At 55.8% G+C, this 12200-nt stretch carries 11 protein-coding genes; all 11 read left to right on the forward strand.

Annotated elements, in window-relative coordinates; genetic code table 11:
* The first annotated feature begins 59 nt into the window (after positions 1-59).
* The 11 genes from rpoC to gmhB all read left to right on the forward strand — a co-directional run bounded on the left by rpoC (position 60) and on the right by gmhB (position 11993).
* Positions 60-4364 carry a DNA-directed RNA polymerase subunit beta' gene (rpoC, locus tag M2367_RS15520; RefSeq protein ID WP_224431768.1) on the forward strand — a complete coding sequence of 1435 codons (4305 nt, stop codon included), beginning with the start codon at positions 60-62 and terminating at the stop codon, positions 4362-4364.
* Between the two features lie 193 nt (positions 4365-4557).
* On the forward strand, positions 4558-5274 hold the full coding sequence (locus M2367_RS15525) for a transcriptional regulator (protein ID WP_040319155.1): 717 nt from the start codon (positions 4558-4560) through the stop codon (positions 5272-5274).
* Between the two features lie 23 nt (positions 5275-5297).
* A complete protein-coding gene (locus M2367_RS15530) occupies positions 5298-5678 on the forward strand; it encodes a RidA family protein (protein ID WP_042043656.1) in 381 nt (126 codons plus the stop codon).
* Positions 5679-5761: 83 nt separating this feature from the next.
* Positions 5762-6154 (forward strand): sulfurtransferase complex subunit TusD, encoded by a 393-nt coding sequence (gene tusD, locus M2367_RS15535; RefSeq protein ID WP_259237193.1) that lies wholly within the window; start codon positions 5762-5764, stop codon positions 6152-6154.
* A gap of 7 nt (positions 6155-6161) precedes the next feature.
* Positions 6162-6518 carry a sulfurtransferase complex subunit TusC gene (gene tusC, locus M2367_RS15540; RefSeq protein WP_224431770.1) on the forward strand — a complete coding sequence of 119 codons (357 nt, stop codon included), beginning with the start codon at positions 6162-6164 and terminating at the stop codon, positions 6516-6518.
* Between the two features lie 8 nt (positions 6519-6526).
* Entirely contained in the window at positions 6527-6805 is a 279-nt protein-coding gene (tusB, locus tag M2367_RS15545; RefSeq protein ID WP_259237194.1) for a sulfurtransferase complex subunit TusB, read from the forward strand.
* Between the two features lie 183 nt (positions 6806-6988).
* Positions 6989-7363 (forward strand): 30S ribosomal protein S12, encoded by a 375-nt coding sequence (gene rpsL, locus M2367_RS15550; RefSeq protein ID WP_005901832.1) that lies wholly within the window; start codon positions 6989-6991, stop codon positions 7361-7363.
* 93 nt (positions 7364-7456) lie between these two features.
* Positions 7457-7927: a 30S ribosomal protein S7 gene (rpsG, locus tag M2367_RS15555; protein ID WP_005901834.1), complete on the forward strand. Its 471-nt coding sequence runs from the start codon at positions 7457-7459 to the stop codon at positions 7925-7927.
* A 78-nt stretch (positions 7928-8005) separates the two neighbouring features.
* The gene (fusA, locus tag M2367_RS15560) at positions 8006-10111 is read left to right on the forward strand and encodes an elongation factor G (RefSeq protein ID WP_042043649.1); all 2106 of its coding nucleotides are present in this window, start codon (positions 8006-8008) and stop codon (positions 10109-10111) included.
* A 54-nt stretch (positions 10112-10165) separates the two neighbouring features.
* Positions 10166-11350: an elongation factor Tu gene (gene tuf, locus M2367_RS15565; protein WP_042644447.1), complete on the forward strand. Its 1185-nt coding sequence runs from the start codon at positions 10166-10168 to the stop codon at positions 11348-11350.
* A 100-nt stretch (positions 11351-11450) separates the two neighbouring features.
* On the forward strand, positions 11451-11993 hold the full coding sequence (gene gmhB / locus M2367_RS15570; protein WP_259237195.1) for a D-glycero-beta-D-manno-heptose 1,7-bisphosphate 7-phosphatase: 543 nt from the start codon (positions 11451-11453) through the stop codon (positions 11991-11993).
* Positions 11994-12200 lie beyond the last annotated feature (207 nt).

Below are 12200 nucleotides of genomic sequence, written 5' to 3' on the forward strand. Positions count from 1 at the left end.
GGCGCCCCGCTGCTTTGGCAGTAGGGGCGCCGAGGTTAGACTCCTGACAGGGGAAACACGTGAAAGACTTACTCAAGTTTTTGAAGGCTCAGACTAAGACCGAAGAGTTTGACAGTATTAAGATCGGTCTGGCCTCTCCTGACATGATCCGCTCCTGGTCATTCGGTGAAGTCAAAAAGCCTGAGACCATCAACTACCGGACTTTCAAGCCGGAACGTGATGGTCTGTTCTGTGCCCGTATCTTCGGACCGGTGAAGGACTACGAGTGTCTGTGCGGCAAGTACAAGCGCCTGAAACACCGTGGTGTGATCTGCGAGAAGTGCGGCGTAGAAGTGACCCAGACCAAGGTCCGTCGTGAGCGCATGGGCCATATCGAGCTGGCCAGCCCGACTGCCCACATCTGGTTCCTGAAGTCCCTGCCGTCCCGTATCGGTCTGCTGCTGGACATGACCCTGCGTGACATCGAGCGCGTGCTGTATTTCGAATCCTATGTAGTGATCGAACCCGGCATGACCAACCTCGAGCGCAGCCAGATGTTGTCCGAAGAGAACTATCTGGACGCACTGGAAGAGTGGGGCGACGAATTTGACGCCAAGATGGGTGCCGAGGCAATCCTTGCATTGCTGCGTGCCATCGATCTGGAAGGCGAAGTCAAAACCATGCGCGAGGAGCTGGATCAGACCAACTCCGAGACCAAACGCAAGAAGACCACCAAACGCCTGAAGCTGATGGAAGCCTTCCTGCAATCCGGCAACAAGCCGGAGTGGATGATCATGACAGTGCTGCCTGTGCTGCCGCCGGACCTGCGTCCGCTGGTACCGCTGGACGGCGGTCGTTTCGCGACTTCAGATCTGAACGATCTGTACCGTCGTGTGATCAACCGTAACAACCGCTTGAAGCGTCTGCTGGACCTGGCGGCACCGGACATCATAGTGCGCAACGAAAAGCGCATGCTGCAAGAGTCCGTGGATGCCCTGCTGGATAACGGCCGTCGTGGCCGTGCCATCACTGGTTCCAACAAGCGCCCGCTGAAATCCTTGGCCGACATGATCAAGGGTAAGCAAGGTCGTTTCCGTCAGAACTTGCTGGGTAAACGTGTCGACTACTCTGGTCGTTCCGTTATCACAGTAGGCCCGACCCTGCGCCTGCATCAGTGTGGCCTGCCGAAGAAGATGGCGCTGGAGCTGTTCAAGCCCTTCATCTATGGCAAGCTCGAGACCCGCGGTCTGGCGACCACCATCAAGGCCGCCAAGAAGATGGTGGAGCGCGAAGAAGCCGTCGTTTGGGACATCCTGGACGAAGTGATCCGCGAACACCCGGTCTTGCTGAACCGTGCACCGACTCTGCACCGTCTGGGTATCCAGGCGTTCGAACCGACCCTGGTCGAAGGTAAAGCCATCCAGCTGCACCCGCTGGTCTGTGCCGCCTATAACGCCGACTTCGATGGTGACCAGATGGCGGTCCACGTACCGCTGACCCTGGAAGCCCAGCTGGAAGCGCGCGCCCTGATGATGTCTACCAACAACATCCTGTCGCCTGCCTCCGGTGAGCCGATCATCGTGCCTTCCCAGGACGTGGTCTTGGGTCTGTACTACATGACCCGTGCCCGTATCAACGCCAAGGGCGAAGGTATGGTGCTGGCCGGCCCGAAAGAAGCCGAGAAGGTCTATCGCGCCGGTCTGGCCGATCTGCATGCCCGTGTCAAAGTGCGCATCACCGAATACCTGCGTCAGGCAGATGATTCGCTGGTAGAGCACACCGAGCTGAAGAACACCACAGTTGGTCGTGCGATCCTGAGCCTGATCCTGCCAAAAGGCATGGAATATGCTCTGATCGATGAGCCGAAGGTGCTGACTGCTGCAGAGCAGGCTGACCTGGATGCCAATCCGCAGAACTGGATCAAATCCGTATCCAACAAGGCGCTGGGCAAAAAGCTCATCTCCCGTCTGCTGAACACCTGCTATCGCAAGCAGGGCCTGAAGGACACCGTCATCTTCGCTGACCAGCTGATGTATACCGGTTTCCATTATGCGGCCCTGTCTGGTGCTTCCGTTGGTATCGATGACATGGTCATCCCGGATGCCAAGAAAGAGATCATTGCCGCAGCCGAAGCCGAAGTTGCCGAGATCCAGGACCAGTTCCTGTCCGGTCTGGTGACCGCGGGCGAGCGCTACAACAAGGTTATCGATATCTGGGCCAGCGCCAACGAGCGCGTCTCCAAGGCCATGATGGAGAACTTGTCCAAGGAGCGTGATGTCAACTCACTGGGTGAAGAAGAAGAGCAAGCGTCGTTCAACAGCATCTTCATGATGGCCGACTCTGGTGCGCGGGGCTCCGCCGCCCAGATCCGTCAGCTGGCCGGTATGCGTGGCCTGATGGCCAAGCCGGATGGTTCCATCATCGAAACGCCGATCGTGGCGAACTTCCGTGAAGGTCTGAACGTACTCCAGTACTTCATCTCCACTCACGGTGCTCGTAAAGGTCTGGCGGATACCGCACTGAAGACGGCTAACTCCGGTTACCTGACTCGTCGTCTGGTTGACGTGGCACAAGACATGGTCATCACCGAAGACGATTGCGGCACCATCGAAGGTCTGTGGATGACTCCGCTGATCGAAGGTGGCGACGTGGTCGAACCGCTGCGTGAGCGCGTGTTGGGTCGTGTGGTTGCCGATGATGTGATCAAGCCGGGTACTGAAGGCGAGATCCTGGTCGCGCGCAATACCCTGCTCGACGAGTATCTGTGTGATCTGCTGGAGCGTAACTCCGTCGACCGCGTGAAGGTACGTTCTGCCATCACCTGTGAGACCGACTTCGGTAACTGTGCCCACTGCTACGGTCGCGATCTGGCCCGTGGTCACCTGGTCAACAAGGGTGAGGCTGTCGGTGTTATCGCCGCCCAGTCCATCGGCGAACCGGGTACCCAGCTGACGATGCGTACCTTCCACATCGGTGGTGCCGCATCCAGGGCTGCTGCCGAGAGCAGCATCCAGGTCAAGAACACCGGTAGCATCAAGCTGCAGAACGCCAAGTTCGTTCTCAACAGCGCCGACAAGCTGGTTATCACCTCACGTTCTACTGAACTGACCATCATGGACGAGATGGGCCGTACCAAGGAAAGCCACAAGCTGCCTTACGGTTCCGTCCTGGAAGTGAAAGATGGCCAGGCAGTGACTGCCGGTGAAACCGTGGCCAATTGGGATCCGCACACCCACCCGATCATCACCGAAGTAGCAGGTCGCCTGGACTTCGAACACATGATCGATGGCGTAACCATCACCCGTCAAACCGACGAGCTGACCGGTCTCTCTTCCATCGTCGTACTGGATGTCAACGAGCGTCCGAGTGCCGGTAAAGAGATGCGTCCGACCGTTAAACTGGTCGACCTGAACGGTAAAGATGTCATGATCCCGGGTACCGATGTTGCCGCCCAGTACTTCCTGCCGGGCAAGGCGATCGTGAACCTGGAAGATGGTGCCAACGTGGGTGTGGGTGACGCGGTTGCGCGTATCCCGCAGGAATCCAGCGGTACCAAGGACATCACCGGTGGTCTGCCGCGCGTTGCGGATCTGTTCGAAGCACGTATTCCGAAGGAACCGGCTATCCTGGCCGAGATCTCCGGTACCATCTCCTTCGGGAAAGAGACCAAGGGCAAACGCCGTCTGGTCATCACCCCGACCGATGGTGGCGATGTCTACGAGGAGATGATTCCGAAGTGGCGTCACCTGAACGTGTTCGAAGGTGAAAAAGTTGAGAAGGGTGAAGTGCTGGCGGACGGTCCTGAGTCTGCTCACGATATCCTGCGTCTGCGCGGTATCAGCCCGGTCGCCAACTATATCGCCAACGAAGTGCAGGACGTTTACCGTCTGCAAGGCGTTAAGATCAACGACAAGCACATCGAAGTCATCGTTCGTCAGATGCTGCGTAAGTGCGAGATCCTGAGCGCTGGCGACACTGACCTGATCGAAGGCGAGCAGGTTGAAGTGGCCCGCGTCAAGATTGCCAACCGTAAGCTGGTTGCCGAGGGTAAGATCCCGGCCACCTTCCGTCATATTCTGATGGGTATTACCAAGGCATCCTTGAGCACCGAGTCCTTCATCTCCGCGGCTTCCTTCCAGGAAACCACCCGTGTTCTGACCGAAGCGGCCGTTGGCGGCAAGCGTGATGAACTGCGTGGCCTGAAAGAGAACGTCATCGTGGGTCGTCTGATCCCGGCCGGTACTGGCTTTGCCTACCACCACAGCCGGATCAACCAGCGTGCCGCCGCAGCTCGTGCTGTCGGTGTACCGCAGGTGACAGCCGATGAAGCTCAGCAAAACCTGGCGGATCTGCTTAATGCATCCGGCAGTTTTGACGAAGAGTAATCTTCAGCTGCAGTGATTAAAAAGGGCTCCTTCAGGGAGCCCTTTTTGTTGTTGGTACATTGACCCAGGCTGCACCGGGCTGGGGCAGGGGATGATCCAGTGCAAGGTTATAGAGCAAAAAATCAAAAAAAGTTGACATTGCCAGTGCGCAATTGAAAACTCGGATCAGTTAACGTGATTACAGGGGTAAAAGATGACTGTCGGTATCGAGGATGTAATGCTTCCCGAGGAACAGCTGGTCAGCCGCACTTTTACAGACGAAGACAGGGAATTGTTGCGCTCCTATGAGGGGCTGATCGAGGGCTTGGCCGAGTTGTTCGGCAAGCACTGTGAGGTGGTACTTCACTCCCTGGAGAATCTGCACGAGTCGGTGATCAAGATAGCGAATGGTTTCAACACGGGTCGCAACGAGGGGGCGCCGATCACCGATCTGGCCCTGCGTATGCTCAAGGACATAGAGAATGCTGGTCAGGAGTACACACAAAGCTACTTCGCCCGCAGTCGTACCGGTGCGCTGATGAAGTCGATCACCATTGCCATTCGCAACAGCGACAAGCAGGTGATCGGTCTTATCTGTATCAACTTGCACATCAATGCGCCTTTTCATGAGTTTGTGGCCGAGTTCTTCCCGACCCCACAGCAGGTCGAGCGCCAGTCGCCAGAGACCTTCGCCAACAGCGTTGAGGAGCTGGTCGCCCAGACGGTGGATAACACCATCGACGAGATCAATCGCGATCCGACCGTGGCCAACAATGCCAAGAATCGTTTTATCGTGACCCAGCTGTTCGAGAAGGGCATATTCGATATCAAGGATTCGATCAATCTGGTCGCCGACAAACTTAATATTTCCAAACACACCGTCTATCTTTACATCCGCCAGCGCAAGCAGGGTGAAGATGAGAGCGAGTGAGCGCCATAGAAGAGGACAGATGAATGGCTAAAGAAGTAATCGCAACCGAACAGGCTCCCGCCGCGATTGGCCCTTATGTGCAGGGCACCAAGTTGGGTGAGCTGGTGTTCACCTCTGGCCAGATCCCGCTCGATCCGAGCACCATGGAGATCGTCAGTGGGGGTGTCGAAGCGCAGGCCGAGCAGGTGATGAAGAACCTGGTTGCCGTGCTGAAGGCGGCGGGTTCCGATCCCAGCAAGGTGCTGAAGACCACCTGTTTCCTGAGCGACATGAACAACTTCGTGGCCTTCAATCAGGTCTATGCCCGTTACTTCGGCGACTCGGCACCCGCGCGATCCTGCGTTGAGGTGGCCCGCCTGCCGAAAGATGTGTTGGTTGAAGTGGAAGCGATCGCCCATATCTGATCCGGCATCGCTGTGATGAGCCCCTCCCGGAGGGGCTTTTTTGTCTGTGGCTCTGCGATGGGCTACCTCTTGGGGATCTGGCTATGAGTCTGAGTTTTGCCCTGTTGGTGACGGGGCCTGCCTATGGCAGCCAATCGGCCAGCACCGCTTACCGCTTCGCTCGCGCCCTGCTGGCGGAGGGACATCGCCTCTCTCACCTGTTCTTCTATCAAGAGGGGGTGAGCAACGGCAATCAACTTCATGCCCCCGCGTCCGATGAGACAGACCTGGTGCGTTTATGGGCCGAGCTGGCCGTTGAGCAGGGGATCCGTATCGATGTCTGTGTGGCGGCGGCCATGCGCCGTGGCGTACTGGACGAGGTCCAGGCCTCCGAGGTGGGCAAGGCGCACTTCAATCTGGGCGAACCCTTCTGTCTGAGTGGTCTCGGGCAACTGGCGGAAGCGGCCTTGACTGCGGATCGCTTCGTGCAATTTTAGGAGGGGTATGAACAAGATTGCCTTTATCGGCAGGCGGGGGCCCCATGGCTCGGCGGCGGGCAGAGAAGGGCTCGATGCCCTGCTGGCCAGCTCTGCCCTGACTGAGTCACTCGCCCTGTTTCTCATCGAGGACGGGGTCTTGCAGCTGGTCCAGGATCAACAGCCGCAGGCCATACTGCAGCGCCATTACGCCCCGACCTTCAAGCTGCTGGAGCTCTATGATGTGGAGGAGCTCTATGTCTGCGCTGACTCGCTCTCTGAGCGCGGCCTGCAGCCAGACGACCTCATCATCGAGGCCCGTTGTCTGCCCAGGGCTGAACTGACCCGGCTTTGGGCCAGTTATGCCATTCATCTGAGCTTCTGAGAGGGGTTATGATCCATTTGATAATGAGCTCGCCCTTCCTGACCCAGGATCTGGAGCAGGCGTTGCGATACCGAAATCAGGGTGATGCCCTGGTGCTGATGCAAGATGCGGTGGTAGCAGCCGTCAGCCCGCTCTGGCAGGCCAAATTGGCCGAGGAACGGCTCTATGTGATGAATGAGGATCTGCAGGCCCGCGGTTTGGGGGAGGGATCCGGGTTATCCCTGACCATGACGGGGTTGGTAGCGCTGATTGAGGCTGAAGGTTCGCCACATTCCTGGTCATGCTAACGTCAACATTAATTGTTATAACTCAGTGGTTTGGCTCTACATCGCTGTCAGGGTCTGTGTCCTTTTACGGCACGGATTGTATAAATCTTGACTCCCTCAGCGACAGGGCATAAAATTTCGCGTCCCCGTATCTGCGGGGAGGATTTTTCACATGTTTATGAAGTCATTATCAGGAGCCTTTTGATGGCAACTATTAACCAGTTGGTTCGCAAGCCACGCACTAAGCTCGTTGAAAAAAGCAACGTGCCTGCGCTGGAAGCGTGCCCTCAGAAGCGTGGCGTGTGCACTCGTGTATACACCACCACCCCCAAGAAGCCTAACTCTGCACTGCGTAAAGTGTGCCGTGTTCGTCTGACCAACGGCTTCGAAGTCACCTCCTATATCGGCGGTGAAGGTCACAACCTGCAGGAACACTCCGTTGTTCTGATCCGTGGCGGTCGTGTCAAGGATTTGCCAGGTGTTCGTTATCACACCGTTCGTGGTGCGTTGGACTGTGCCGGTGTTAAAGACCGTAAGCAATCTCGCTCCAAGTATGGCGTGAAGCGTCCGAAAGCTTAATGGTTCTCCGTTAAGTAAGGCCAAACGTTAATTCGTTTCTAGTTAGATAACTTTCTAGTTTTGGGTAACCCCTGAAGTTACGGAGAATTTGAAATGCCAAGACGTCGTGTTGTTGGTCAGCGTAAAATCCTGCCAGATCCCAAGTTCGGATCAGAGCTGCTGGCTAAATTTGTCAACGTAGTAATGGTTGACGGTAAGAAATCTGTTTCCGAAGCCATCGTTTACGGTGCTCTGGACATCATTGCCACCAAATCCGGCAAAGATCACCTGGCTGTATTCGAAGAAGCCCTGGACAACATTCGTCCGTCCGTCGAGGTTAAATCTCGTCGTGTCGGTGGTGCAACCTATCAAGTGCCGGTAGAAGTTCGCCCGGTACGTCGCAATGCCCTGGCAATGCGTTGGTTGGTTGATGCCGCTCGTAAACGTGGTGAAAAATCAATGGCTCAGCGCCTGGCTGGCGAGCTGCTGGATGCCGCTGACAATAAGGGTTCGTCTGTCAAGAAACGTGAAGACGTTCACCGTATGGCTGAAGCGAACAAAGCCTTCGCTCACTTCCGCTGGTAATCCGCTTGCGCAGGGTCTGCTAAAGATCCTGCGCACCTTCAATTATCTAGGGACAAGCTCCTTAGTAAGAGGATGACAATGGCTCGTACAACCCCCATTGAGCGCTACCGTAATATCGGTATCTCCGCTCACATCGACGCCGGTAAGACTACTACTACCGAACGCGTACTGTTCTACACCGGTGTTAGCCATAAGATCGGCGAAGTGCATGATGGCGCCGCCACCATGGACTGGATGGAACAAGAGCAAGAGCGTGGAATCACTATCACCTCTGCTGCGACCACCGCATTCTGGTCCGGCATGGGCAAACAGTATCAACCGCACCGTATCAACATCATCGATACCCCAGGCCACGTTGACTTTACTATCGAAGTAGAGCGTTCAATGCGTGTCTTGGATGGCGCCGTGATGGTGTACTGTGCCGTAGGTGGCGTACAGCCACAGTCTGAAACCGTATGGCGTCAGGCTAACAAGTACAAGGTTCCCCGTATCGCGTTCGTCAACAAGATGGACCGTACCGGTGCCAACTACTTGCGCTGCGTTGAGCACATCAGAACCCGTCTGAAAGGCGTTCCTGTTCCTCTGCAACTGAACATCGGTTCAGAAGAGAACTTCAAGGGCGTTATCGACCTGGTCAAGATGAAAGCCATCAACTGGAGCGAAGCAGATCAGGGCGTATCCTTCGATTACGAAGAGATCCCTGCTGAGCTGCTGGAGCAGGCGCAAGAAATGCGTCTGAACCTGGTTGAAGCTGCCGCTGAAGCCTCTGAAGAGCTGATGGAAAAATACTTGGGCGGCGAAGAGCTGACCGAGGAAGAGATCAAGACTGCTCTGCGTCTGCGCGTTCTGAACAACGAAATCATCCTGGTTACCTGTGGCTCCGCCTTCAAGAACAAGGGCGTACAGGCCATGCTGGATGCCGTTGTTGACTACCTGCCGGCACCGACCGACGTTGCTGCTATCGATGGCCTGAAGCTGGATGGCGTGACTAAAGACGAGCGTCATGCGTCTGATGACGAGCCGTTTGCTGCACTGGCATTCAAGATTGCTACCGATCCGTTCGTGGGCAACCTGACCTTCTTCCGCGTTTACTCCGGTGTGGTTAACTCCGGCGACTCCGTGATGAACTCCGTCAAAGAGAAGCGTGAGCGTTTTGGCCGTATCGTTCAGATGCATGCCAACAAGCGTGAAGAGATCAAAGAAGTTCGCGCAGGCGATATCGCTGCTGCCATCGGTCTGAAAGACGTGACCACTGGTGACACCCTGTGTGACGAAAAATCCCCGATCATCCTCGAGCGTATGGAATTCCCGGAGCCGGTAATCTCCATCGCGGTTGAGCCTAAAACCAAGGCTGACCAAGAGAAGATGGGTCTGGCACTCGGCCGTCTGGCGCAGGAAGATCCGTCTTTCCGTGTATGGACTGACGAAGAATCTGGCCAAACCATCATCGCCGGTATGGGTGAGCTGCACCTGGACATCATCGTTGACCGTATGCGTCGCGAGTTCAAGGTTGAAGCGAACGTTGGTAAACCGCAGGTTGCCTACCGTGAAACCATTCGTGAAACCGTCAAGGATATCGAAGGTAAGCACGCCAAGCAGTCTGGTGGTCGTGGTCAGTATGGTCACGTCATCATCGACATGTACCCGCTGGAAGCTGGCAAAACCTATGAATTCGTTAACGATATCAAAGGTGGCGTGATCCCTGGTGAATACATCCCAGGTGTTGATAAGGGTCTGCGCGAGCAGCTCAAATCCGGCCCGCTGGCAGGCTATCCAGTCATGGATATCGGTGTGCGTCTGCATTACGGATCTTACCACGATGTCGACTCTTCCGAGCTGGCGTTCAAGATCGCGGCTTCCCTGGCCTTCAAAGCTGGCTACATGAAAGCCAAGCCGGTTCTGCTGGAACCTGTCATGCAGGTCGAAGTTGAGACTCCGGAAGATTACATGGGCGACGTTATCGGTGACTTGAACCGTCGTCGTGGCCTGATCGAAGGTATGGAAGACGGCCCGTCCGGCAAGATCGTACGTGCTCTGGTGCCGCTGGCCGAGATGTTCGGTTATGCGACCGCGCTGCGTTCCGCTACCCAAGGTCGTGCTTCCTACGCAATGGAATTCGCTAAGTACTCCGACGCCCCGAACAACGTGGCTCAGGCAGTGATCGAAGAGCGCAAATCCAAGTAATTTAAGATTCCCCGCCTACGACGGTAGGCGGGTTTAACCTAGAAGGACTACGTCGTGTCTAAAGAAAAATTTGAACGTAACAAACCGCACGTAAACGTCGGCACCATCGGCCACGTTGACCACGGTAAAACCACCCTGACCGCCGCCATCACCAACGTGCTGGCCAAGCACTTCGGTGGTAAAGCCTTCGCCTTCGACCAGATCGACAAGGCCCCGGAAGAGCGTGAGCGTGGTATCACCATCAACACCTCCCACGTAGAATATGACACTGCTGCCCGTCACTACGCGCACGTAGATTGCCCGGGTCACGCCGACTACGTTAAAAACATGATCACCGGTGCTGCCCAGATGGATGGCGCAATCCTGGTTGTTGCAGCGACTGACGGCCCGATGCCGCAGACTCGTGAGCACATCCTGCTGGGTCGCCAGGTTGGTATCCCGTACATGATCGTGTTCATGAACAAGTGCGACATGGTTGACGACGAAGAGCTGCTTGAGCTGGTCGAGATGGAAGTTCGCGAACTGCTGACCGAGTACGACTTCCCGGGTGATGACCTGCCGGTAGTTCGTGGCTCCGCGCTGAAAGCGCTGGAAGGCGACGCTGCTTGGGAAGAGAAGATCATCGAGCTGGCTGGCCACCTGGATACCTATATCCCGGAGCCGGAGCGCGCCATTGACCTGCCGTTCCTGATGCCTATCGAAGACGTCTTCTCCATCGCTGGCCGTGGTACCGTAGTAACCGGTCGTGTTGAGCGCGGCATCGTTAAAGTCGGTGAGTCTGTAGAAATCGTCGGTATCAAAGATACCGTGACCACTACCTGTACCGGTGTTGAAATGTTCCGCAAACTGCTGGACGAAGGTCGTGCCGGTGAGAACGTTGGCGCCCTGCTGCGTGGTGTTAAGCGTGAAGACGTAGAGCGTGGTCAAGTACTGGCCAAGCCGGGTTCTATCAAGCCGCACACCAAGTTTGAATCTGAAGTGTACGTACTGTCCAAAGAAGAAGGTGGTCGTCATACCCCGTTCTTCAAAGGCTACCGTCCTCAGTTCTACTTCCGTACTACCGACGTGACCGGTACCATCGAACTGCCGGAAGGCGTTGAAATGGTAATGCCAGGCGACAACATCAAAATGGTTGTTACCCTGATCGCGCCGATCGCGATGGACGACGGTCTGCGTTTCGCTATCCGTGAAGGTGGCCGTACCGTAGGTGCTGGTGTTGTTGCAAGCGTGATCGCTTAATCGATCCCTGCAATACGCACTAAAAGGGTGGCTTAGGCCACCCTTTTTACGTTTGGCTCATGCCATCCTGAGAGTTCCCTATAACAAGAGGTAATGACGAGTGAGCAAAGCTGCCATCTTTTTGGATCGCGACGGTGTCATCAACGAAGACACCGGTTATGTCAGCCAGGTCGACGACTTCCATTTTCTGCCTGGCGTGATTGACGCCATGCAACTGCTGAAGCAAAAAGGCTATCAGCTGATCGTGGTCACCAATCAGTCGGGTATCGCGCGTGGTTACTTCAGTGAAGATGATTTCATGAATCTCACCGAGTGGATGGATTGGTCACTGGCCGATCGGGGTGTGGATCTGGATGGCATCTACTTCTGCCCCCATCACCCGGATCACGGTGCGCCCTGTGATTGCCGTAAACCTGCCCCTGGCATGTTGCTGCTGGCGCAGCAAGAGCTTGGCATTGATATGAGTCGTTCTTATATGGTGGGTGACAAGCCTTCCGACCTGAGCGCTGCGGCTAATGCCAAGGTTGGCCATAAAGTGATGGTGCGTACCGGCAAGCCGATCACCGATGCAGGCATGGCATTGGCCGATGCTGTCTATGACAATCTGCACGATTTCGCCGTTTCTGTGCCAGCCATAAGCTGATTTCGACTGCTTTACACACAGGTTGTTGGCTTTATGAGCGAACGAGCGACGAAAGCCATATTTTTGTAATTAACCTCTTGCCAGCGCATTTAAACTCCCTATAATGCGCCTCCATCGACAGGGCAAGCGGCAACGCAAACAAGCCGGTCGGTGCCTCGAAAAAGCCTTACCAAATAAGGCTTGACTCGAGAAGGCGGTTGAGTAGAA

The organism is Aeromonas sp. BIGb0445, assembly GCF_024809075.1.
Lineage (GTDB): Bacteria > Pseudomonadota > Gammaproteobacteria > Enterobacterales > Aeromonadaceae > Aeromonas > Aeromonas rivuli.